Origin of the sequence: Absiella sp. AM09-50 (assembly GCF_003433845.1) — a bacterium.
Classification (GTDB): Bacteria; Bacillota_I; Bacilli_A; order Erysipelotrichales; family Erysipelotrichaceae; genus Hoskinsella; species Hoskinsella hominis.
In genome coordinates, this window is sequence record NZ_QVFI01000001.1 from 58,682 (window position 1) to 82,041 (window position 23,360).

The 23,360-nt window shown below is 34.7% G+C and carries 22 protein-coding genes and 1 riboswitch; of the genes, 19 read left to right on the plus strand and 3 right to left on the minus strand.

The features are described from left to right. The first annotated feature begins 183 nt into the window (after positions 1–183). The 6 genes from DW114_RS00315 to DW114_RS00345 all read left to right on the plus strand — a co-directional run bounded on the left by DW114_RS00315 (position 184) and on the right by DW114_RS00345 (position 6,749). Entirely contained in the window at positions 184–630 is a 447-nt protein-coding gene (locus DW114_RS00315) for a LytTR family DNA-binding domain-containing protein (RefSeq protein WP_117451279.1), read from the plus strand. Between the two features lie 12 nt (positions 631–642). Beyond that, positions 643–1,308, plus strand: coding sequence for a hypothetical protein (locus DW114_RS00320; RefSeq protein WP_117451280.1), 666 nt, complete (start codon positions 643–645; stop codon positions 1,306–1,308). Beyond that, the gene (locus DW114_RS00325) at positions 1,305–2,054 is read left to right on the plus strand and encodes a hypothetical protein (protein WP_117451282.1); all 750 of its coding nucleotides are present in this window, start codon (positions 1,305–1,307) and stop codon (positions 2,052–2,054) included. Before DW114_RS00320 ends, DW114_RS00325 begins: the two co-directional genes overlap by 4 nt. A 607-nt stretch (positions 2,055–2,661) precedes the next feature. Further along, positions 2,662–2,764, plus strand: a riboswitch (purine riboswitch). Positions 2,765–2,819: 55 nt separating this feature from the next. Further along, positions 2,820–4,052, plus strand: a complete 1,233-nt coding sequence (gene purD / locus DW114_RS00335; protein ID WP_117451284.1) for a phosphoribosylamine--glycine ligase — start codon at positions 2,820–2,822, stop codon at positions 4,050–4,052. A 12-nt stretch (positions 4,053–4,064) separates the two neighbouring features. Continuing rightward, entirely contained in the window at positions 4,065–5,735 is a 1,671-nt protein-coding gene (locus DW114_RS00340) for a formate--tetrahydrofolate ligase (RefSeq protein ID WP_117451286.1), read from the plus strand. A gap of 204 nt (positions 5,736–5,939) precedes the next feature. Beyond that, a complete protein-coding gene (locus DW114_RS00345) occupies positions 5,940–6,749 on the plus strand; it encodes an SDR family NAD(P)-dependent oxidoreductase (protein WP_117451288.1) in 810 nt (269 codons plus the stop codon). Between the two features lie 49 nt (positions 6,750–6,798). Here the strand turns inward: DW114_RS00345 and DW114_RS00350 are convergent, their stop codons facing one another. Further along, complete coding sequence (locus DW114_RS00350) at positions 6,799–7,794, minus strand: NAD-dependent epimerase/dehydratase family protein (RefSeq protein ID WP_117451290.1); 996 nt, start codon at positions 7,792–7,794, stop codon at positions 6,799–6,801. Between the two features lie 385 nt (positions 7,795–8,179). On the opposite strand from DW114_RS00350, the gene DW114_RS00355 reads away from it, so the two are divergent. From DW114_RS00355 to DW114_RS00370, 4 genes are all read left to right on the plus strand, one after another. Next, positions 8,180–8,410 (plus strand): hypothetical protein, encoded by a 231-nt coding sequence (locus DW114_RS00355; protein WP_117451292.1) that lies wholly within the window; start codon positions 8,180–8,182, stop codon positions 8,408–8,410. After that, entirely contained in the window at positions 8,407–9,618 is a 1,212-nt protein-coding gene (locus tag DW114_RS00360; RefSeq protein WP_117451294.1) for a helix-turn-helix domain-containing protein, read from the plus strand. Before DW114_RS00355 ends, DW114_RS00360 begins: the two co-directional genes overlap by 4 nt. Positions 9,619–9,722: 104 nt before the next feature. Then, complete coding sequence (locus DW114_RS00365; RefSeq protein WP_117451296.1) at positions 9,723–10,946, plus strand: MFS transporter; 1,224 nt, start codon at positions 9,723–9,725, stop codon at positions 10,944–10,946. Positions 10,947–11,201: 255 nt separating this feature from the next. Further along, positions 11,202–11,687 (plus strand): PTS sugar transporter subunit IIA, encoded by a 486-nt coding sequence (locus DW114_RS00370; RefSeq protein ID WP_117451298.1) that lies wholly within the window; start codon positions 11,202–11,204, stop codon positions 11,685–11,687. A gap of 375 nt (positions 11,688–12,062) precedes the next feature. Here DW114_RS00370 and DW114_RS00375 read toward each other — a convergent pair whose 3' ends face one another. Beyond that, entirely contained in the window at positions 12,063–12,938 is an 876-nt protein-coding gene (locus DW114_RS00375) for an alpha/beta fold hydrolase (RefSeq protein WP_117451300.1), read from the minus strand. Between the two features lie 179 nt (positions 12,939–13,117). Between DW114_RS00375 and DW114_RS00380 the strand changes: the two genes are divergently transcribed. Further along, on the plus strand, positions 13,118–15,178 hold the full coding sequence (locus DW114_RS00380; protein WP_117451302.1) for a BglG family transcription antiterminator: 2,061 nt from the start codon (positions 13,118–13,120) through the stop codon (positions 15,176–15,178). A 58-nt stretch (positions 15,179–15,236) separates the two neighbouring features. On the opposite strand, the gene DW114_RS00385 is transcribed toward DW114_RS00380, so the two are convergent. Beyond that, positions 15,237–16,001 (minus strand): DeoR/GlpR family DNA-binding transcription regulator, encoded by a 765-nt coding sequence (locus tag DW114_RS00385; RefSeq protein ID WP_117451304.1) that lies wholly within the window; start codon positions 15,999–16,001, stop codon positions 15,237–15,239. Positions 16,002–16,190: 189 nt separating this feature from the next. Here DW114_RS00385 and DW114_RS00390 point away from each other — a divergent pair, with 189 nt between their 5' ends. The 8 genes from DW114_RS00390 to DW114_RS00425 all read left to right on the plus strand — a co-directional run bounded on the left by DW114_RS00390 (position 16,191) and on the right by DW114_RS00425 (position 23,359). Beyond that, positions 16,191–17,219: a 2-hydroxyacid dehydrogenase gene (locus DW114_RS00390; protein WP_117451305.1), complete on the plus strand. Its 1,029-nt coding sequence runs from the start codon at positions 16,191–16,193 to the stop codon at positions 17,217–17,219. Between the two features lie 12 nt (positions 17,220–17,231). Further along, complete coding sequence (rhaD, locus tag DW114_RS00395; protein WP_117451307.1) at positions 17,232–18,059, plus strand: rhamnulose-1-phosphate aldolase; 828 nt, start codon at positions 17,232–17,234, stop codon at positions 18,057–18,059. A 233-nt stretch (positions 18,060–18,292) separates the two neighbouring features. Continuing rightward, on the plus strand, positions 18,293–18,775 hold the full coding sequence (locus DW114_RS00400) for a PTS sugar transporter subunit IIA (RefSeq protein ID WP_117451309.1): 483 nt from the start codon (positions 18,293–18,295) through the stop codon (positions 18,773–18,775). Next, positions 18,772–19,074: a PTS sugar transporter subunit IIB gene (locus DW114_RS00405; protein WP_117451311.1), complete on the plus strand. Its 303-nt coding sequence runs from the start codon at positions 18,772–18,774 to the stop codon at positions 19,072–19,074. The genes DW114_RS00400 and DW114_RS00405 overlap by 4 nt, the downstream gene beginning before the upstream one ends. Positions 19,075–19,121: 47 nt before the next feature. Then, complete coding sequence (locus DW114_RS00410) at positions 19,122–20,537, plus strand: PTS galactitol transporter subunit IIC (RefSeq protein ID WP_117451313.1); 1,416 nt, start codon at positions 19,122–19,124, stop codon at positions 20,535–20,537. A 3-nt stretch (positions 20,538–20,540) separates the two neighbouring features. After that, entirely contained in the window at positions 20,541–21,830 is a 1,290-nt protein-coding gene (locus DW114_RS00415; protein WP_117451315.1) for a sn-glycerol-1-phosphate dehydrogenase, read from the plus strand. Positions 21,831–21,836: 6 nt separating this feature from the next. Further along, positions 21,837–22,535 carry an L-ribulose-5-phosphate 4-epimerase gene (gene araD / locus DW114_RS00420; RefSeq protein WP_117451317.1) on the plus strand — a complete coding sequence of 233 codons (699 nt, stop codon included), beginning with the start codon at positions 21,837–21,839 and terminating at the stop codon, positions 22,533–22,535. A 17-nt stretch (positions 22,536–22,552) separates the two neighbouring features. After that, entirely contained in the window at positions 22,553–23,359 is an 807-nt protein-coding gene (locus DW114_RS00425; protein ID WP_117451319.1) for an HAD-IIA family hydrolase, read from the plus strand. The last annotated feature ends 1 nt before the right edge of the window (position 23,360 follow it).

A 23,360-nucleotide genomic window follows, 5' to 3' on the forward strand; every position in this document is an offset into this window, starting at 1 on the left:
AAGTGATTTTTTTCGTTTTCACTCATGGGTTCAGTATATGCAGATCATTTAAAAATATGAATAAAGTGCGTGCTTGAATGACGAATAAGTGAAAGTTATTATTCTATATTGCAAGATATTGATATTTGCTTTCTATTTTCTATTATCTAAGATAAACTATAATTGAACGAGGGGTGATCAGCAATGAAATTAAAACTTGTTGCCACAAAAGAAGTAAAAGATAAAATAAAACAAGCCATCAAAGAACAAGATATACAATATAGTGATGATGCTTCCTTTGTATTATATGAACTACATCATGAACATGAATTTTTACTTGTTAGAGAAAAGGAAGACTATTTCCGCATTGCGGTGAAAGATATCATCTATATTGAAGCAAAAGGTGCACAGGTATTGGCACATACAAAAGATGGGATTTATCAGGTAAAGGAAACCATGTATCAGTTAGAAGCCAATTTATATGATAAAGGCTTCTTGCGAATACACAAAGCCTTTATCGTAAACAAAAAAGATATCAGACGTATTAAAACAAGTTTGAATATGAAGTTTTCGCTAGTCTTAAGCAATCAGGAAACAGTAGAAGTATCTCGTAGCTATTATTATCATTTTAAAGAAGAAATGGGATTCTAGGAGGTGAATGATATGGAACAAAGAGTAAAAAATGTTGTGTTTATATGTGTGATATGTATCATCTTTGGATTTTTACTATATCGGATTTATAAAAAATATTATGAAAAGAAAATCAATAAAGTATTGCTAGGCGAAAAAGTAAAAGCAGTAACTCCAGGAGCAATCATGAAAGTTTACTTCGTCTTAAGTTTGGTATTGATGATTATTGTGGCAGTGACAACACCAACATATAAAATGAATCAGGATGAATGCCATTTAATTGATTATGTCACATTGTCTATGATTCGACAGGAAGAAAAAGATGCAATGTTTAAAGATATACAGCCTGAGAAAAAAGGTGATCAATATTCCTTGCAAATTAAAAAAATTGACGATGATTTGACGGTTTATTATGCCGCAAATGCACAAAAATTTGGATATATCCTTGAATATAAATTAAACCGGAAAATGGGGGATGATGAAATTTTCCATTTGGCAATAAATGGAGCATCTTCAAATATATCGGTTCAAGATTTAGAGGATGATAAAATCACTTTATTTATCAAAGGCAATCTAATGAAAGACTGTGATTCCATTGAACAAACAATAGAAATATACAATTTCTGTAAAGGTGAAAATAAACATCCAGTTCATATAAAAACAAAGATTGTTGTAGGAAGTGGAGGTATTGAGATATGAAAAAGAAAATCATCATTGGGATATCAATTATTCTTGTGGTAATGGCAATAGGGTATGGTATACATTATCAAAAAGGTGTTATATTTGATAAGGCAAGTGAATACCTTGTATTTTGTGGAGATCGTGCAGGTACAACCATGCATATCGATACAACATATCAAGGAACTAAGGATATTCAAATAAAAGAACTGGCAGATTATCAAGCAAATTTTCAAATTGATCCAGCTTATGTGGTCAATGATTCCTTATCGTATGATACAAAATTACAAAAACATTTTAATACCCCTATGATAATCAATCTGTTAGACGGAAGTGTTGTAGAATTTTCAAAGGTTTCTTATGAGGAAAATGGGAAAACAAAAACCGCAGATATTGGCAGACATCATTATGAATTTAGAAAAGAAGCGGGTATTACAATTAGTAATATTGAGGAAAGTGATGAAAAATATACAGTTCTGTTAGATTTTGAATTAGATGAAGGAACAGTTAAGAATATAGAATTAACCAATCCTGATTTTAAAGCAAATAAGATTACTTACAAAGAATTATCAAAAGGTAAATATCGTATAACACTAACATTTGAGCCTATGAAAGAAGGGTATACACTCATAGGATCTAGTTTGAAGTTCACGCTTGATATAAACGGTAAGGAAGTTACACGTTATGGTGTAGGGCGTATTCGTTTATATGGAAATGTGGTCGGACTTGATTATACCGTAGGGAAAGATGTTTCTTATAAAAAATAAAAGTCGAAGGTGTGTACCTTCGCTTTTACATGCCAATGAGAAGTGTTTATAATTTTAGTTTTTCAATTAGTGCATTTGTAAAACATTGGAGAAATTGATATTTTCTTCTTCTGCAATTTTATTTAACCATGCTAAGATTGTTACATTTTTTCTAATTGCGTGGCAATTATATTTCTTTTCAAATTCTAAAGAATCATATTCAATATAAAAAACTCATCTTTTTCTAACTTGATTTTCCATTTCGTAATTAAACTAATGATAGCATGAAAAGGATAATAATGCTTACAAAGATTATGTGAAATTTCGTAAATGAGATGAAGAGAAAAGTTAAGGAAAAGACAAGGGCTTTCAAATGGTAGCTTTACTCTTGATGAGTTTATAGCATACGTAGAAGCTTCCTAGATTGTTTTTCAGCTCACTTATCACTATAGTTCTAAAATGAGGTTCTTTTCGCATTTTGATAAGATACCATATTAAACGGATTATTTGTTTTATATAGGACTATAAATCCATAAGATTGCACATCATATTTGATAGATAAACAAAAATCAGACGATTGTTTTGGAATACGTCAAATAACATTGTAAAAGTAGGGAAAATAAAGTAAAATAAATATGGTATGAAAACTTGTATAGCATCAGGAATATGGCTGATTGCGTTTCTACCTGCTGACCGTAAATCAGCGGACTACAAGTAAATCTTTTTAGCTACATGAAAGGTTTACTTAGCTTTTCATGTTTTTTATTTGAGAAAGGAAGCGTGACTATGAAAGTATTGGTAATTGGAAAAGGCGGAAGGGAACACGCCCTCGTACATGCAGTAAGCAGAAGTGCAAGAGTTAAGAAAATTTATGCGGCTCCAGGAAATCCAGGTATGAAGAATCTGGCAGAATGTGTTAATATTTCTGACAGTGATGTGAAAGGATTGGTAGCATTCGCAAAAGAAAATGCAATTGATTTAACAATCGTAGGACCAGAAAGTGCATTGAGTTTAGGTGTGGTAGATGCATTCCAGAAAGAAGGTCTGAAAATATTTGGACCAACAAAGGATGCTGCACAAGTAGAATCCAGTAAGGATTTTGCGAAAGCAATTATGGCCAAGTATGGTATTCCTACAGCAAATTATCAGACATTCGACAACAAAGAAGATGCCATTCATTATGTAAAAAGTGAAGGGGCACCAATCGTTATAAAGGAAGATGGCTTAAAAGCAGGAAAAGGTGTAACTGTTGCACATACACTAAAAGAAGCATTAGATGCTTTAGATATTGCTTTTGATATCCCGGGAAATAAAGTTGTTATCGAAGAATGCCTTGTTGGATTTGAGTTCTCATTGATCTGCTTTGTATGTGATGATATCGTATTGCCAATGCAGGTTGCGCAGGATCATAAATGTGCTTATGATGGAGATAAAGGACCTAATACAGGTGGTATGGGTGTATATTCTCCAGTACGTAAAATTACGCCAGAAATTATTGATGAAGCCATGCATTCCATTATGATACCTATGGCAAAAGCAATGGTAAAAGAAGGCCATCCATTTACAGGCTTCCTGTATGGTGGTTTGATGTTAACAGAACATGGTATTAAAACAATTGAATTCAATGCCCGTTTTGGAGATCCAGAAGCAGAAGTTATCCTGCCACGTTTGAAAACAGATTTCTGTGATATCATTGAAAATATTATGAATCATTCTAAAACTGAATTAGAATGGGATGATCAGGTAACACTTGGTGTGGTTATGGCAAGTGATGGCTATCCTGCATCCAGTACCAAAGATGCTGTTATTGAAGGCTTAGATGATGTAGATTCTATGATCTTCCATATGGGTACAGCTGAAAAAGATGGAAACCTGGTAACTGCAGGTGGACGTGTATTGATTGTGGTTTCAAAAGAAGATACACTACAGGAAGCATATGATAAAGCTTATGCAGATGTAGAAAAGATTACATGTGATAAACTGTTCTATCGTCACGATATCGGAAAGAAAGATATGTAGGAGGAAAAGAAAATGTTTAAGACAGACTTAGAGATTGCACAAGAATGCAAAATGGAACACATCAAAGATGTAGCCGCAAAGATTGGTATTGAAGAAAAAGATTTAGAATATTATGGAAACTATAAAGCAAAAGTTTCTTTAGATTTATTACATAGAAATGAAAACAAAGAAGATGGTAAACTGATTCTTGTGACTGCTATCAATCCTACAAAAGCCGGTGAAGGAAAATCAACAACAACGGTTGGATTAGGTGATGCATTAAATCGTATTGGAAAGAAAACAATGATTGCATTACGTGAACCAAGCCTTGGTCCTGTATTTGGATTAAAAGGTGGTGCTGCAGGTGGTGGATATGCACAGGTTGTTCCTATGGAAGATATCAACCTTCACTTTACAGGCGATATGCACGCCATCACAACAGCAAACAATCTGATCAGTGCTTGTTTAGATAACCACATTCACCAAGGAAATGCGTTGGATATCGATATCAATCATGTAACATGGAAACGTTGTATGGATATGAATGATCGTACCCTTCGTCGTATTGAAATTGGAAAAGGTCCAAAAGCAAACGGTGTAGAACGTGAAGATGGTTTCAATATCACAGTAGCAAGTGAAGTCATGGCAGTATTGTGTTTATCAACTTCTTTAATGGATTTGAAAGAACGTTTAGGTAATATGCTGATTGCCTATAATACAAAAAATGAACCAATTTATGTGAAAGATTTAGGTATTGAAGGTGCACTTGCGATGGTTATGAAAGATGCCATCAAACCTAATATGGTACAGACATTAGAACACAATCCAGTATTGATTCACGGTGGACCATTCGCTAATATTGCGCATGGATGTAACTCTATTTTAGCAACAAAAACATGTTTAAAACTTGCAGATTATACAGTCACAGAAGCAGGATTCGGTGCTGATTTAGGTGCTGAAAAATTCTTGGATATCAAATGCCGTTTTGGTGGATTAAAACCAAGTGCTGTTGTGATTGTCGCAACGATTCGTGCATTGAAACAACATGGTAATGTAGCATTAGAAGACTTAAAAGAAGAAAATGTAGAAGCAATGCTTGCGGGATGTGAAAACTTAGCAAAACACATTGATACAATTCAACAGTTTGGCTTGCCTTATATTGTGGCCATCAATGAATTCGCAACAGATACACCTGCAGAAGTAGAAGCATTACAGAACTGGTGTAAAGAACATGGACATCCAATGAGCTTATCTCAGGTATGGGCAAAAGGTGGAGAAGGCGCAATTGACTTAGCAAATCAGTTGGTAGAATTATGTGATCAGCCAAATACTTACGCACCTTTATATGATGTCAATGAAACTATCGAAGATAAGATTACAGCAATCGCCACAAAGGTTTATGGTGCAGCTAATGTTGAATTTAGCGATGAAGCAAAAGAACAGATCAAGTTATACAATGAACTTGGATGGAATAAAATGCCAATTTGTATGGCAAAAACACAGATGTCATTATCCGATAATGATAAGCTGTATGGCGCACCAAAAGATTTCACGATTACCGTTCGTGAATTACGTCCAAGTTTAGGAGCTGGTTTTATCGTTGCATTAACTGGTAAGATTTTAACAATGCCAGGCTTGCCTAAGACACCAGCCGCAAACAATATGGATATCAATGAAGAAGGACATATTGTAGGATTATTCTAAAAAACAAAGTTTTTTAAGCATGGAATTCTCTAAATAAATTCCATGCTTTTTTTTGCATCTATATATAAAATATACATATAAAGTTATTTTTGTTAGCGATTTCACAAAATCATGGTACTAGCATAGATTGGTAAAATTACAAGCATTGCTTTATATTTTTTTCATGGTATCATAAAACTATATAATAGGAGGAATAAAAACTATATGGATCGTTTTGAAAACAAAATCATGCTGGTTACTGGAGCAACTTCAGGAATCGGAAAAGCAGTGGCACTGCGTGCAGCATCAGAGGGAGCAACAGTAATTGCCGTAGGACGTAATGAAGAAAGAGGTCATGGTGTCGTTGAAGCAATTACAAGCGCAAATGGAAAAGCTGAATTCATGAAATGTGATGTCAGTGATAAGGAACAGGTAAAAGAATTATTCGCAAAAATCAAAGAATCTTATGGAAGACTGGACGTTGCCATTAATAATGCAGGTATCGTTGGTGCTTCAAAAACAGTGGAAGAATTAGAAGATGAAGATTGGTCAAACGTGATTGACGCAAACTTGAATTCTTGTTTCTATTGTTGTCGTGAAGAAGTAAAACTGATGAAAGAAACAGGTGGTGCTATTGTAAATGTATCAAGTGTTGCTGGTATGCGTGGCTTCCCTTCTGCGGCTGCTTATGTTGCTAGTAAACATGGAGTAAGCGGACTTACAAAAGCAGTTGCCGTAGATTATGCGACAAAGGGAATTACTTGTAATGCAGTATGTCCTGCAGGAACAAATACACCACTTACAGAAAGAAGTTCTGCGGATATCAAAGAACATATGACTGCTTTAGCTGCACAGGGAAAAGATCCTATGGAATGGCTGAAGAATTCTATGATGTCAGGTAAAACTGAAACATTACAGAAACGCAATGCTACCCCTGAAGAACAAGCCGCAACAATTCTTTATTTCGCAAGTGATGAAGCAAAACATATCACAGGTTCTATCGTCGCCAGTGATGGTGGATTTACTACATATTAATATCATATAAGAAAAGAGTCTTCACTGTATGATCAGTAAAGACCCTTTTTTAGTGTTTGTTTAAATGATTATAATACCAATCAATCGTATCCTTGATCGTATCATATAAATCACGAGGATAATAGCCTAATTCCTTTGTGGCTTTATCATGTGAAAAACGAGAATTGCTTTGTAAAGTAGATAAGGTATAAGGCGTATATAAAGGGCGTTGATGACGAATCTTCGCATATTTACACATGATTGGAGATGCAGCTTTCGCAAGCCATAGAGGCAGGACAGGAAGTTTACGTCTGCCAGTAATTTGATGTGCCATTGCCAGTACATCTTTAATTTCATAATAACGATTAGACAAAATATAACAGTTGCCACAACTACCCTTTTCAAGAGCCAAAAGACATCCGTTCGCAACATCACGAACATCCACAAAATCATATCCACCATTTACACATGCTGGAAGTTTTCCCTGAATATAATCCACAACCATCTGTACTAGATGATTACTTGAATTTCCATTTGGACCTAGGATACCGGAAGGATGAACGATCATTGTACATAAACCATTATTAGAAGCTTCTAATACAGCCTGACTTGCTTCAGCTTTGGTTTTCGCATAACCACCTTCTACGGAACTCTGGGAAAAGTGGTTTATTTCTTTAATTAAAGTTAAATTATTTTTCTCAGGTATTGCATGTACGGAACTGGTGTATAAAAACCTTTTCACATGGTATCGTTTGGATAATTCCAGCATATTTTTTGTGCCATTGACATTAACCTGATACAATTTAGGAGATACATGTGGTTGAATATTGATGATTCCAGCAGTATGTATCACATAGACTTCTTTATCTTCTATATTAGAAAATAAAGGTTCAAGACTGTCCATATCACAAACATCTCCTTTGATATAATGGACATTGTCATGATCAATACATGTTTCTTGTGGTAAAATAAGACCTCTGATTTCACATGCGGTATTTGGTAATAATGATATGATTGTATTTCCCAGATGACCGTTTGCGCCTGTGATGATGTATAAACGTTTCATAAAGCACACCACCTTTCTTGTTGTGGCTTCTTCACCTGCATTATAATGTGCAATTTCACAATGCGCAAGAGATGTGGCAGAATATGTAAAAATATCATAGAAATTTTCTATGACATAATTTACAGGAAATTGTAAAACTTTCAAATGTCTGTTTGAAATGTAATTATTTTCTTTGCATATTGTGATTGCTTTTTGTATACCCTGACTTTAGAAGTAAAATTGAAAAAATGATGCGAAATCATTTAATTTAACAACATTTGAATTTGTTCAGTGGTTAAATAGAAGGTATCGTTTATCCCTAGATAATTTAGATATCCAAAGAAAACGTCTGCTGTATTTTTTTGAGTTTATGCGTTATAATGTGATAACAAACGGAGGGTATGATATGAGGTATAGTTTTTATAATGATTACAGTGAAGGTACACATCCATCAATCTTTAAGGCTTTATACGAAAGCAATCGAATACAAAGTGTCAGATATATGGATGCCTATTGTGAAAGGATGAAAAAAGCCATAAAACAGATGTTGAAGTATGAGAATTGTGATATTCATTTCTTAGTTGACGTATTCAAAACAAAAAACAAAGCGTTGATTGGAGAAGCAGTTGTTGTATGAAACCTTCTACAATTACAGGCTTTTTAATTCGTTATCATCGCCTTAAACAAAATATTTCACAAGAAGGCTTATGTAAAGGCATTTGTGTTGTATCTTATCTTTCAAAGATCGAACAGGGAGTTGTATGTGCCAGTGATGAGATCATTCATCAGCTCTTCCACGCTTTAAAGCTAACATATCATGATGAAGCTGACTTTTTAGCGCAAGCCAAACAAACACTTTATGATTATTTTGAAAAACACTTTATGCAGGAAGAAAATATACAGGAGGCTAAAGATATACAAAAACATAGAGAAGAATTGTTATGTTCTCCTTTATGTGTCGAAACTTTATTGGCATGTGCGTTTATGAAGTTTATTGTTCACCATTTTGATTCTACCGCAATTGAGAAAGAACAACAGGAGCTTACGGTATTTGAACCTATGATGAGTGATGAACAGCATTTTTTGTATCATTATGTGTGTTCCATTCATCCCGATTTTGAAACCCGCTTGATGCATTTAAAAAAAGCAGGGAATTATATCAGCTGCAGTCCACAGCGCTATATGCTGGGTTATCGTTACTATGAAAAAGGATTTCATGATGAAGCATTGGAATATATGAATCAAGCGTATAGCCTAGCCTGTGAAGAAGGCAACGTGCATGTTATGATGGATGCTGTCTTGATCATCGGTAATTGTTATTGTAATAATTATAATGAAAAACTGATGTGTCATTATTACCGTATTGCCGATCGAATCGCACGCTCGTTAAAAAAGCAGGATATCCATTACACTATACAATACAATCTTGGCAGTACCTATCTGCAATGGAAACAATATGATAAAGCAAAGGCATATTTATTGGCTTCTCTTCATAATGAAATTTTTGATCAGATTCTAACCTATCAAAAACTTGCCCTTGTAAGCTTTGAATTAAACGAACATATGGAAATGAAGCATTATCTTGAACAAGCAGACCAATTGATCGATAAAGAACCTTCACTTTCCGATATGAATGATTTTGTACATTGTTATTGCAGTAACAATATCCAAGAGGAACATTATTTGAAGCTGTTAGAAAAACTCAGCAGTGATACAAGCTTTCCATATGGCTTTCAAAAGTTTTATGCGCTGTATCTTTTTGAGGCTTATATGAAAAGACGACGATATAAAGATGCATTGGCACTCTCTGTAAAATTTCGTTTTGATTTTCCTGATAAATGCTGATTTATATGATTAAACCCTTATATTTGGTATAGATTTTCTCAAATATAAGGGGTTTTTATTTGCTTATATCTTTTGTACAATAAATAACAGAAGGAGGTGGTTTTATGAAACATACCTTATGGACATTTGATTTTACCATAATCACACTGGGAACCATTATATCTGCCATTGGCTCAGTGGCCATGAATTTTGCCTTATCCTTGGTGGTATTTGATCAAACATCATCCACCTTAGCAACCGGTATCTTTGCGGCAGTGTCCTTTTTACCATCCACGCTGATTCCGTTATTGTGTGCACCATATGTAGATACCCATATACGAAAGCATATCATCGTACGACTTGACGCTGTAAGTGGTTTGCTTTATTTAATCTTTAGCTATTACTTGCTACATCACACTTTTTCTTATTCCGTGTATATGATATTTTCATTGGTGATTGGCTCCATTGGTGCCGTTTATAATCTTGCGTATACCTCTCTTTATCCAGAACTTATTACCAAAGGTTTTATGCAAAAGGGATATTCGATATCCTCCATTATTTATCCATCCATTACTGCCATTATGGCACCTGTCGCATCCTTTATGTATGTGAAATATGGTATTATCAGCATATGTTTATTAGAAGGTGTGCTGTTACTTTGTGCCTCTTTTGGAGAGCATTTCATTCGCTATGAAGAACAACGTACCAAAACCTCATCCTTTTCATTTGTTGCTTATGGCAAAGAAATCAAAGAAGGTTTAGACTATGTAAAAAAAGAAAAGGGAATAAAAAACATTTATTCTTATATGGCGTTAACAAATGGCAGTGGAGAAGGAATTTCCTTAATGACAATGGCAATGTTTCAATCTGATGCGAGCCTATCGACGACGATGTATGGCTTTTTATCCACAGCGGAGATGATTGGACGTTTCTGTGGTTCCATCTTTCATTATTTTGTAAAGATACCCTATGAAAAACGCTATAAAATCGCAGTAAGTGTCTATGTGACATATGAAGGATTGGATATGATACTGTTGTTTATTGCTTATCCACTCATGTTGATCAATCGCTTTATTGCCGGCTTTTTAGGTATTAATTCTTTAAATATTCGTGAATCCAGTACCCAAAATTATATTCCATCTCATATGCGAGCCAGAGTGAATGCCTTCTTTTCTGTCATCGTCGCTATCGTAACGATTTTCACGAAACTTATCGCCGGTGTGTTAGGAGAATTTGTGGAGTATCGCTATGTTGCTTTATGTTTTGCGATACTGTCTATGGTCGCAATCTTTTACATTGTAGTGCGTAATAAAAAACATATTGCACCAATTTATAATAAAGATATTTAAATTTGTTGAAGATCATAAAACTTTTCTTGCTGTGGTTCAATTTCACAATGCGCAAGAGATGTGGCAGAATATGTAAAAATATCATAGAAATTTTCTATGACAGAATTTACAATAAATTGTAAAACTTTCAAATGTCTACTTGAAATGTAATTATTTTCTTTGCATATTGTGATTGCTTTTCGTATACCGGCTGAGTATAATATTAGGGTATTGAAATGGGAAAGCAATCGTTCTTGGTTGAGGCAGGAGAAATATATGTTTAACTTTTTGAAAAAACCGATGGATAAAAAGAGCTTTATCTATAGTCCGGTAAGAGGGAAATTGAAAGATTTGTCAGAAGTTGATGACGAGGTATTTCGCAGCGAAAAGATGGGGAAAACAGTGGCGATAGAACCATTGGAAAATACGATTTATGCACCTGTGAATGGTGTTGTGAAAGGTATTTTTCCAACATGTCAGTCCATTAGTATCGTATCTGACAGCGGGCAGAATATTCTTCTGCATATCGGTGTGAATACACATTTATTAAATGGAACAGGTTTTATCAGTCATATACATAAGGATGATAAGATTACAGTAGGAAAACGTATGTTAGAAATTGATCGTGAAATGATGCTTTCTAACGATTATGACCCTACAATCTTGTTGATTATCACAAACAGTTCTGATTATCAGGATATCAAAGTTTTAAAGGATAATCTGGTACAGGTAAAAGATGAATTGATTTTAATAGAAGGATAAAGAAAAAGTGCATTCATGTTGGATGCACTTTTTGTTAGGCTTATTTTGCGATTAAATGGAAATTAGAAATATCTAAATAATTCATAATACTATTTACTGCGCCACCTAATAAGATTGACTTTTCTTTTAATTGTGACATTAGAGATAAAAATGCTTACAAAGACTTATTTACGCTTCTGTAGTGGACAGTGTATAGTCTAATATTATTGCCGTTGAAGTTAGAGCCTTTTACCTACTGTTTAATAAATTTTTTATTACTATACTTGTGAAGGTAAATTTAGATTGCACGTCATAAATATTCGTTTTATAATACATATGAGAAGAATGAATGATTTAAAAAGATGATATCACAAACTAAAACATAAAGAGGATTCTTTAAGATTTTTGTAATGTTTTTGTGGCTCTTTTTTCTTTGATTTTATTTAGCAGGTGTTTCCAATTCGGCATATATTCTCCTTCCTTCTCTTGACGAATTTTATCTGCTTTTTTACGTTGTTGACTATCTTTGTTTTGTACCCAACTTTTAACAAAACGTAAATATTCTCTTGGATTTCCTAAACTAAAGTCACCATGTGTAAAATTCATAAGCATGAAAATTTCTGCATTGGATAACTTGCTTTTTAATAAATCTGCACTTTTTTTCATTGCTTTTTTTTCTCGCTGACCTACCAGGATAGCTACTTTGGCAGTGACATCTTTTAATTCTTGACTCGCCAAATTATAGGCGCTGTGAGCATCCAATACACGTTTAATATTATCTTTTGACATGCATTTATAGTTTTTATAATAGTCTTCAAAAGCGAAGTCATCATTAAAAATTGTATAATACATAAATTTATTAAACCATTTCTGTTTTGCAAGTTTATTTGCATAAACACTAGCATAAGCACTCCAATTTTTGATTCTAGTTGGTTTTACCATGGTACTTTCAATCATTGCATATTCGCAGAGATTAGGGCGCTTTGATAGCATTTGTATAGCGATTTGCCCACCTAATGAAAATCCAGATAAAACTTGGATATGACCTTGAAAATGTTCGTCAATATAGTCTAGAATTTTATTTGCGCATGTATCAATATCAATAAATTTTTCATCAGCTGCAACATCATGCCCATCAAGGATAGGAAGCACAACCTGAAAGTCTTTTTTTAATTCTTTTATTTCTTCTTTGAAACTAAAGGCCGATAGACATTCTCCATGAATGTAGACGAAAACAGGCTTGTTTTTATTTGAATAGGTTTTAAATTTCATGATAATCACACTCTCTTTACTTTTTCATTATACACACAAATAATATAAAAGAATAGAGGTGCGATGTTGTAATATGTTGCAAAATGTTCTGCAATATATTACTCTTTCCATAATCAAAGTTTACCAATATTATAAAATTGGATGAAAGGCAATTGTAACTTATAGAAAGGAAGTTGAGTATGAATAAACGTACACGCGAAATCGTCTTATGGCTTTTAGAAAAAAAGCAGTATCAACAAACGTGTAATATTGCAGAACTAATGAGGAAATTTAAAGTATCCGAACGAACTATACGTTATGATTTGGATGAAATCGTTGATTTTTTATTAGCTAATAAATGTCAACCATTACAGTTTAAAGATCATGGTCAAATTGAATTAAATGATGACTATGAAAAGATTGGCGCATTATTAGGTCAGAATGATTTTTATTCCTTTAAACTTTCTAAAGAAGAAAGAATAGATATGATTGCTTATCTTATCGTGAATACGAATGATCATATCACGCTTCAACAATTAGCAGATATTTTATTTGTATCACGCTCTACAATAATTCATGACCTAGATGATGTGCGAAGCATGATGAGTGACCATAACTTAGAGATTGTTTCACTTCGTAAGGGTTTGAGGGTTCATGGAAAAGAAAGTAGCCGCAGAATTTTGCTGATGTATTTATTACGAAAACCTTATATACAACAATATCGATTAGATGATGCAAATGCATCTATCTTTGAAGTACAGGATCTTGACATATTACGTGAAATTATAAAAGATGGAGAAATTGAAGGAAAAAGATTTCTTACAGATGGTTCCTTCGCGGATTTATTAAAATATTTAATGATTTCGATAGAACGTCATCACCACCATCAGTTTGTAGAAATAGATTACGCATTAAATCATTCGTCTATGCAAAACATGGCAAGTCATTTAATGGAGAAAATGGATAATTATTTTGGTTTAGAATATCGTCTACAAGAAGAATATTTACTAAGTGATATTTTATATAATTTACATTACTTATCAAGAAATGATACCGATGAAGCAATGATGCAAATTCAAGTTATATCAAAGCAATTCATTGATGCTCTCGCCAAAGATCTTAATGTCAATTTAACTAATGATTTTCAATTTTATCAAAATTTAACAAATCATTTACAGTCTACATTTAAAGATATTGATATGGGTTATGCAAACGAGATAGAATTGTTAGACGAAGTTGTTAAGAAAAACCGTTTAGTAGTGGAAGCAATAGAAAAAAACATTACTCCGTTAGAACGATATGTAAATCGAAAAATTAATAAAGATGAGATAGCGTATATCACCATACATGTATGTGCTGCTATCGAACGAAATAAATATCAAGGACAGCAATTCACAATCCTTTTGGTTTGTAATTCTGGTGTTGGCACCAGTCAACTATTGTTATCACGATTGAAAAAATATTTTCAATTTTATGTGGCAGATGTACTACCAGTTCATGCTTTAATGACTTATGATATTACTGGAATTGATTTGATTATTTCAACGGTTCCAATTAAAGAAGAAAGATGTGACTCCATTATTTTACATCCTTATTTAACAGATGAAGATTGTATTTTACTTGGTGAGAAATTAGAAGTAATGAAGTCAAAATTAAATCGTGTAAATACCAACCCAAGTTTTCAGCGTTTACAAACGATGATTGCGAATTCCATTGCGAAAAGTCCTTTGGATAAGGATGAAATCTATAAAAACATCATTAAAGATCTATCCTCACATTTCTTTCCGATTGCCCCAAGCGATAAGGCAACGCTGCGTGAATTGTTGAGTGCTCATATTCAGGTGGATGTAGAATGCAAGGATTGGAAGGAAGCAGTGGAAAAAAGTGCACTTCCATTACTGGAGGAAGGTTATCTTACAGAAGGTTATATCCAGCAGATGATACGCAATATTGAGCAGATGGGCCCTTATATCGTATTGGCACAAGGCTTTGCTTTACCACATGAAGCACCGGATATGGGCGGTAAGAAGCTGGGTATGAATCTTATACGTTTAAAAGAGCCGGTATCCTTTCATTCACAATTTTATGATCCGGTAGAATTTGTCTGTACCTTATCGACCATTGATAAGGATTCCCATTTAAAGGCAATGTTTCATCTAATGAATTTATTATCAAAAGTGGATTTTTGTGAAAATATCCGAAAGGTAAAAACAGCCGAAGAAATCTATCAGATTATTTATGAATATGAAGCAATTTTATAGTTATAAACAATACCCTATAAGAAGGGCACGAAAAAAGCGTGGCTCTTATAGGGTTTTCTTATACACTTTTCAACGTGATATGACGTTTGTTTAATTGTTCAAGCAGTGAGGCATTGGGATGTGCATCGCTGATGATGGTATAGGGAGCGTCTGTATGTATGGCAACAAAATCCTTTTTATAAAACTTAGAAGCGTCCAATAATACATATACTTCATTTACCTGATGAAATAACAGCTCTAACAGTTTGCTTTCTACCACACTGGAGGTATATAACTGTCCCTCCTCATCCATGCCATTTACACTGATGAATGCTTTGTCTAAGCGAAATTGACGAAGATTGTTTTCCGCAATCGCTCCTGTTAGTGTAAAGGCATTGCTTTTTAATTCACCACCCAGCATATAGATGGACAAACGTGGATCCTCATACAGGGTAGTGGCGATGTTGATGGCATCACTGACAATCACAAGCGGTATATAATGTAAAAGTGATTTGGCTAAGATTTGAATGGTTGAGCCACTGGCAAGAAAAATATGATCATTTGGTTTTAACAAGGTTTTGGCATAACCTGCAATCTGTTCTTTTTCTTTTGTGTATAGGGTTAAACGTTTTGTTAAAGGGGTATCCACATCGGCCACCTTTTTTTCAACAGCGATGGCACCCCCATGTGTCCGTATGATTTCCTTACGTCGTTCCATTTCCATAAAATCCCGTCGTATCGTCATTTCAACAATATCAAATTCACGACATAAGGTACTTGTATGGATCTCGCCTTTTTCTTTTAAGATGGCTAAGATCTTTGCTTGACGTTCTTGTTTTTTCATCGCTTCACCTTCTTCATGTTTAGTGTACCATATTCTTAGAATTTGCAAAGGAAAAATGTTCGTTTTAAACGTTTTCTATGTCGAAATATTCGATAAACAAACACTTTCCTACAAAAGTATTCCCATTTTCTTACGATTGCTCTATGATGAGTGTGCGAAACGAACATATTTAACAGGAGGTAGAACAATATGAAATGTGTTGCAGTAGGGGATATGTTTCTTGATGAAGAGGCATTTTCAAAGGTATTAAAACCATCGGGATTATTTTCTTCCTATCAAGGGTTTTCATGGAAAAAGGATCTGGATCGTACATCGACCAGAACACTGATACGCAATATTGAAACCTTGGGAAGTGAGGCATATACGATTGAGGGAGAGTTAAAAGAAGCGATACTGGATGCCGATGTGATCTTTATTCATATGTGTCCGATTGGAAAAGACATCATCAAAAACGCGTCGCATTTAAAGTATATCGTGAGTGCAAGAGGCGGTGTTGAAAATATCGCAGTGAAAGAAGCTCAGGAAAAGGGCATTAAGATCATTCATTGTTCGATGCATAATGCCTTCGCTGTCGCAGAGCTTACCATCGGCTTAATGATTTGTGAAACCCGCAACGTTGCACGTGCGAATTATGCGTTAAAGAATGGCGAATGGCGCGAACAATATCCAAATACCGGACATATTTTAGAGCTAAGAAGCATGTGTGTGGGACTGATCGGTTTTGGCGCAATCGGCCGTTTGGTCGCACAGCGTTTAAAGGTGTTTGGCAGCCGTATCTTGATTTACGATCCCTTTGTTGCAAAGGAAGAAATTGAAGCATTGGGTTATGAGGCTGTAGATAAAGATACATTATTAAAAGAAAGTGATATTGTATCCTTGCATGGACGTATCGGACCCAATGATCCACCGTTGATTGCGAAAGCTGAATTGGAAAAGATGAAACCAAGTGCGTATTTGATCAATACAGCACGTGCGGTGTTAGTGAATATGGAGGATTTAGAGGAAGCATTGATCCATAAAACGATTGCCGGAGCGGCCATTGATGTATTCCCTAAAGAACCCCTTACCAAAGAGGACCGTATTACATCGATCGATGCATGTACGTTAACCAATCATCGCGGCGGAGATACATTAGATTCTTATAATCGAAGTCCGGAATTATTATTAGAACAATTGAAAGAAGTCTTAGAAACTGGTAAGACCAAATATATGAAATAGGAGGAAATGAAAATGAAGGTATTAGACGCACCGTTTTTAAAAGCATATGTGGATATGGCAGATCATGGGGATCAATTAGGATGGCATGAGCGTAATGGGGGTAATTTTACCTATTGGTTAACAAAAGAAGAAGCAGAATCCATACAAGAAAATCTAAGCTATGAAGATCCTTGGAAAGATATTGGTACAGAAGTACCTTATTTAGCAAATGAATATTTCTTGATATCAGGTACCGGGCGATATTTCCATAACATGAAAAAAGATCCGGCCAATACTGCCGGTATCATTCAACTGGATGAAGTAGGAAAACGTTATCGTATCTGTTGGGGATTAACAGAAAATGGGCGACCTACCAGTGAACTGCCGACACATCTGATGAATATGGAAGTAAAAGCACGCATGACAAACAATCAAAACCGTGTGATCTATCATTGCCATTGTCCCAATATCATCGCATTGACGTTTATTCTTCCTTTCAAGAGCGAGATATTTACAAGAGAGCTTTGGGAAATGATGACAGAATGTCCGATCATCTTCCCACAAGGACTCGGTGTGGTGGAATGGATGGTACCGGGAGGAAGAGAAATCGCAATCGTTACCAGCAAGTTGATGGAACAATATGATGCGATCATATGGGCACATCATGGTATGTTTGTGAGCGGTATGGATTTTGATTCTACCTTTGGGTTAATGCATACGATTGAAAAAAGTGCAGAAATGTGGATCAAGGTGCATTCCTGTGTATCAAAAAAACAACAAACGATATCAGTGGAAGGCTTTAAAGAATTAGCCAAAGCATTCAATGTATCATTGGATGAACGTTTTCTGTATGAAAAATAAAAGCACAGGATGCTTATCAAATAGCATATAGAATGATAAGAAAGATCGTATTTTCGATCTTTTTTTTGTAGAGTGTACTTTTTGCAAAAAGTTTTGCAAAGGATTGTTCGTATAAATTTCTGCATGATTTTATGCAAAGCTTTACTCTTTTATGAACCTATAATTTGATTTAAACTGTAAGTGGATAGAAAAGAACCCATAAATTTATGGTACTAGTGTAAAGGAGTAGAGATATGATTTGGGAACATTTAGATAAGAAACTAATTAAGTTGCATCAAGAAGCTTCTTCTCCAGGCGAGGTATTTGAAAAACTAGGAGAGTGTTTCATTGAAGAAGGTTACACTAAAGAAGACTATGTTGATGCTCTGAAAGAAAGAGAAGCACAATTTCCAACAGGATTAGACATTAATGGATTTGGTGTTGCAATTCCTCATACCGATGCAATGTATGTTCTGCGCGAAACAGAAGGGATTATGACACTAAAAGAACCTGTAAGATTTACACAAATGGGAAGTGATGATACGCCAGTTGATGTAAAGGTTGTATTTATGTTAGCGATAGAAAACCCGCAAACGCATATAAAAAAATTACAACAGATTTTGCGTATCATTCAAGATGATAAAGTTCTAGAAAAAGTCTATCTAGCAGAAACACAGGACGATGTCATCAATATTATTAAACAGAAAGAGATAGAAATAGGAGGAGAAACATTATGAAAACAGTAAACATTTTATCTATCTGTGGATCAGGAACAGTTACAAGCAGTATGGTGGCTGCAAAATTGAAAGAACACTTAGCATCACAAGGTTATCAGGTTAGCGCAACGGAAGCGAAACCAACAGAAGCTTTAAATTTAGCACAATCAGGACGTTTTGACATTATTGCTCACACCAGTCCATTACCTAAAGGCGATTATGGTATTCCTTGTGTTAATGCATTTGCTTGTATCACAGGAATGGGTGAAGATAAATTCTTTGAAGATTTTGCAAATGCTCTTGAATCAATTGGAAAATAGAAAATAAAAAAAATAGGGAATAATGAATTAGAAAAGGAGAAAACAAAATGTTTATACTAGAATTTTTAAAATCGATGATTGACAACTTTGGAGCAGCTATCATCGTTCCATTTATAATCGGAATTATTGCATTATTCTTCCGCGTGAAACCACAAAAAGCGTTTTTAAGTGCATTATATGCGGGCGTATCACTAGAAGGAATAAACTTAATGGTAGGGGCATTTACACCAATCATTACTCCTCTTGTAAAAAATATGGCAGATGCTATGGTAAATATTACAGGGGTGAATTTGAATGTGTTTGATGTTGGTTGGCAAGCAACAAGTCTTGTAGCTTTCTCAACTAGTGCAGGTATGATTTATTTAGGTCTTGGTATCGTATTACAGACAGTATTGTTCTTGGTAAAATGGACAAAGTGCTTCCAGCCATCTGATTTGTGGAATAACTATTCTTATATGGTATGGGGTGCTATGGTTATCTTTGCGACAAATAACTTCGTACTTGGTATTGCATGTATGGTATTGTTAAATCTATACTCTTTACTTATTTCCGATATGCTTGCGAAACGTTGGTCTACATATTATCAGTATCCAAACTGTACAATTATCGCCATGCATAACATTGAACCGGGCATCTTTGCGATTATCTTTGACCCAATCTTAAATGCCATTGGTTTAAATAAATTAAAACTAAATCCACAAACAATTCAAAATAAAATTGGCTTCTTAGGAGAACCAATGACAATTGGATTTATTCTTGGAGGTATCATTGGTGTTTTAGGTAACTTATCAAACTTAGGTAGTATGAGTGGATGGGGCTCTGTATTTACAGCTGCAGTAGCAACTGCTGCAATTATGGCAATTTTCCCTAAAATTACTGGATTCTTTGCACAGGCATTTGCACCTATTACAGAAGGCGCACGTAAATTTATGGGTAATACTGGTGATCGTGAATGGTATATTGCAGTAAATGATGCGGTAGGTTATGGTGAACCAGCAACTCTTACATGTGGTTTATTGTTAATGCCAATTATGGTGTTAATTGCATTCTTTCTGCCAGGAAATCAAACATTACCTGTTGTTGATTTAGTTGCAATTCCTTACATGGTAGAAGGATTGGTTGCAGTATTTAATGGTAATATGGCGAAGGTTATCGTTACTGGTATGGTTTGGTTTAGTGTAGGCTTATTGATGTGTACTTATACGGCACCATTATTCACAGAAGTAGCAAAAGAAGCAGGATATGCTATTCCAGCAGGCGCAGCAATGATTACAAGTTTTAATATTTTAGGTAAACCGTTCATGGGACTTGTGTTCTTGGCATTCCTTTCTGGAAATCCTATTTTCATTGGTCTAGCGATCGTCGTATATATTGTATGCTATGGCGCTTATCGTATGAAACATAAAGAAGTTGATGAATATTTAGAAAAACAAGCATTAAAAAACGCTGAATTGGAGGTTTAGAATATGCAAATCGATGTAGCAGAATTCTCAAAACCATGTGCATGTGGACATGTTCATGAAATTGTAGTAGATGATATGATTATTGAGAAAGGCGCAATAAAGCGCCTTCCTCAAATCATGAAAGATCGCTATAGTCAATATAAAAAGATTGCGATGTTATGTGATGATAATACCTACTTAGCAGCAGGTAAAACAGTGGAAGAATTACTCCCTGGTATTATCACAATTCGCTTAGATTCAAAAAATCTTCATGCGGATGAGCATGGTGTTGAAGCAGCAGAAAAACAGCTGAAAGAGTATAAAAATATAGATTTTATGATTGCAGTAGGATCTGGAACAATTCATGATATTACACGTTATCATGCATATGAAAAAAAGATTCCATTTTTAAGTGTACCTACAGCTGCTAGCGTAGACGGCTTTGTATCCACTGTAGCAGCAATGACTTGGCATGGTTTTAAAAAAAGTTTTACAGCAGTAGCACCATGCTTTGTATTAGCTGATTCTGAAATCTTTTCAAAAGCACCTCTTCGATTAACTGCAAGCGGTGTCGGCGATTTATTAGGTAAATATACCGCCTTATGTGATTGGAAAATTGCACACATAATTACAGGCGAATATATTTGCGATAAAGTAGTAGATATGGAATATGAAGTATTAAAAGATTTATGTGCTAATTTAGATGGTATTGGTTCACAAAATATTGAAGCATATGAAAATCTAATGTATGGATTATTATTAAGTGGAATTGCTATGCAAATGATTGGAAATTCAAGACCAGCAAGTGGTGCAGAACACCATATGTCACACTTATGGGAAATGGCAGCAATTTCAGAACCAATTGATTATTATCATGGTGAAAAAGTTGGTGTTGGTTTATGCTTGGCTACTGAAGTCTATAAAAAAGCAGAGGCGTATATCCGTAAAGGAACTTATCATGTGAAAGATCATATGGATGTACAAGTCGATTTTATAAAACAAAATATAACAAAGCCAGCATTACAAGAAGAAATCTTAAAAGAAAATACTCCAAATCTGATGGAAAATATCACAGGAACACAGATCAAAGAGAAAGAAGCAGAAATCTTAGAAATTTTAGCACAGCTTCCTAGTGCTGAAGATATCAAGACAATGATGAAAAAAGTGAATGGTTTAACAACAATGAAAGAACTGGAATTAGATGAGTCAATCAAAGGATTGACATTAAAGTTAAGCCCATATGTTCGTCAACGTTTAACATTTATGCGTCTGTTAAAATTCTATGATTTCTATGATGAAATTACAAAGGGGTAGATGTATATGTTGGAAGAATTAAAACAAAAAGTATTAGAGGCGAATTTGTTATTACCGAAATATGGTCTGATTACTTTTACATGGGGTAATGTGTCAGGAATTGATCGCGAAAAGGGAATCGTGGCAATTAAACCAAGTGGTGTATCTTACGATGATATGAAAGTTGATGATATCGTGTTATGCGACTTAGATGGAAATGTTGTAGAAGGAAATTTAAAGCCAAGCAGTGACTTGATGACACATCTTGAGTTTTATCGTAAATGGCAGAATATTGGTGGTGTAGTTCACACACATTCCAGATGGGCCACTAGCTTTGCACAGGCTGGATTAGATATACCAGCTCTTGGTACTACACAAGCAGATTATTTTTATGGGGATATACCTTGTACTCGTTTAATGCGTGATGATGAAATTAAAGGGCAATATGAACTAGAAACTGGAAAGGTTATTGTAGAAACATTCAGAAATCGTGGAATTGATCCAGATCAAATGCCAGGAGTACTTGTACATAGTCATGGACCATTTTCATGGGGAAAAGATCCATATGAAGCCGTACATAACGCAGTAGTAATGGAGGAGTGTGCAGCAATGGCATATGCTTCCTTAACACTTCTTGGTGGTGCAAAAAAACCAATGCAAAAAGTTTTGTTAGAGAAACACTTTATGCGTAAGCATGGACCAAATGCTTACTATGGGCAAAAATAAATAAGGATGGAACGCGTATGGAAACAGAAAAGAATAGAATTAGGGAAATAATGAAGAATATCAAAGTGTTTGTACTGGATATGGATGGAACAATCTATTTAGGAAATGATTTGTTTCCATATACCCATACTTTCCTTGATAAAGTAAAACAAACAAGCAGAGAGTATTACTTCTTTACAAACAATTCCAGCAAGGATATTGATACCTATATTGTAAAATTAAACAATATGGGTATCAATATCACAAAGGAACAAATGATGGTTTCTACCCATGTAATACTTCGCTATTTAAAGGAACATTATGGTGGGAAAACACTTTATGTTGTGGGAACACCGGCATTAGTAAACGAATTTAAAAAACACGGATGGGTCATTAACGAAGAAAACCCAGATATTGTAATATTAGGGTTTGATACAACCTTAACATATGAAAAATTAAGTAAAGCATGTCATTTTATACGAAATGGAGCTACTTATTTTGGTATTAATCCAGATTTAAACTGTCCTATGGAGAATGATACCTTCATTCCGGATTGTGGCAGTATGGCAAAACTCATTGAGGCAAGTACAGGCCGATATCCAGAATTCTTTGGGAAACCAAGCAAACGAACATTGGAATATATCATCAAAGAAACTGGACATAAAGCAGATCAAATCGCTATTATCGGGGACCGTTTATATACGGATATCGCAGTCGCAGATCAAAGCGATGTAACGAGTATCTTGGTAATGAGTGGTGAAACAAAAAGTAAAGATGTGGAAAAAAGTGAGATCAAACCAGATATCATGATTGATAATATTGGTGTCTTGGCTGATCTTTTATAAA

Excerpts from the sequence above, each read along its gene's own strand:
- DW114_RS00315 (WP_117451279.1), top strand. The coding sequence starts at position 184 with ATGAAATTAAAACTTGTTGCCACAAAAGAAGTAAAAGATAAAATAAAA.
- DW114_RS00320 (WP_117451280.1), top strand. The coding sequence starts at position 643 with ATGGAACAAAGAGTAAAAAATGTTGTGTTTATATGTGTGATATGTATC.
- DW114_RS00325 (WP_117451282.1), top strand. The coding sequence starts at position 1,305 with ATGAAAAAGAAAATCATCATTGGGATATCAATTATTCTTGTGGTAATG.
- purD (WP_117451284.1), top strand. The coding sequence starts at position 2,820 with ATGAAAGTATTGGTAATTGGAAAAGGCGGAAGGGAACACGCCCTCGTA.
- DW114_RS00340 (WP_117451286.1), top strand. The coding sequence starts at position 4,065 with ATGTTTAAGACAGACTTAGAGATTGCACAAGAATGCAAAATGGAACAC.
- DW114_RS00345 (WP_117451288.1), top strand. The coding sequence starts at position 5,940 with ATGGATCGTTTTGAAAACAAAATCATGCTGGTTACTGGAGCAACTTCA.
- DW114_RS00350 (WP_117451290.1), bottom strand. The coding sequence starts at position 7,794 with ATGAAACGTTTATACATCATCACAGGCGCAAACGGTCATCTGGGAAAT.
- DW114_RS00355 (WP_117451292.1), top strand. The coding sequence starts at position 8,180 with ATGAGGTATAGTTTTTATAATGATTACAGTGAAGGTACACATCCATCA.
- DW114_RS00360 (WP_117451294.1), top strand. The coding sequence starts at position 8,407 with ATGAAACCTTCTACAATTACAGGCTTTTTAATTCGTTATCATCGCCTT.
- DW114_RS00365 (WP_117451296.1), top strand. The coding sequence starts at position 9,723 with ATGAAACATACCTTATGGACATTTGATTTTACCATAATCACACTGGGA.
- DW114_RS00370 (WP_117451298.1), top strand. The coding sequence starts at position 11,202 with ATGTTTAACTTTTTGAAAAAACCGATGGATAAAAAGAGCTTTATCTAT.
- DW114_RS00375 (WP_117451300.1), bottom strand. The coding sequence starts at position 12,938 with ATGAAATTTAAAACCTATTCAAATAAAAACAAGCCTGTTTTCGTCTAC.
- DW114_RS00380 (WP_117451302.1), top strand. The coding sequence starts at position 13,118 with ATGAATAAACGTACACGCGAAATCGTCTTATGGCTTTTAGAAAAAAAG.
- DW114_RS00385 (WP_117451304.1), bottom strand. The coding sequence starts at position 16,001 with ATGAAAAAACAAGAACGTCAAGCAAAGATCTTAGCCATCTTAAAAGAA.
- DW114_RS00390 (WP_117451305.1), top strand. The coding sequence starts at position 16,191 with ATGAAATGTGTTGCAGTAGGGGATATGTTTCTTGATGAAGAGGCATTT.
- rhaD (WP_117451307.1), top strand. The coding sequence starts at position 17,232 with ATGAAGGTATTAGACGCACCGTTTTTAAAAGCATATGTGGATATGGCA.
- DW114_RS00400 (WP_117451309.1), top strand. The coding sequence starts at position 18,293 with ATGATTTGGGAACATTTAGATAAGAAACTAATTAAGTTGCATCAAGAA.
- DW114_RS00405 (WP_117451311.1), top strand. The coding sequence starts at position 18,772 with ATGAAAACAGTAAACATTTTATCTATCTGTGGATCAGGAACAGTTACA.
- DW114_RS00410 (WP_117451313.1), top strand. The coding sequence starts at position 19,122 with ATGTTTATACTAGAATTTTTAAAATCGATGATTGACAACTTTGGAGCA.
- DW114_RS00415 (WP_117451315.1), top strand. The coding sequence starts at position 20,541 with ATGCAAATCGATGTAGCAGAATTCTCAAAACCATGTGCATGTGGACAT.
- araD (WP_117451317.1), top strand. The coding sequence starts at position 21,837 with ATGTTGGAAGAATTAAAACAAAAAGTATTAGAGGCGAATTTGTTATTA.
- DW114_RS00425 (WP_117451319.1), top strand. The coding sequence starts at position 22,553 with ATGGAAACAGAAAAGAATAGAATTAGGGAAATAATGAAGAATATCAAA.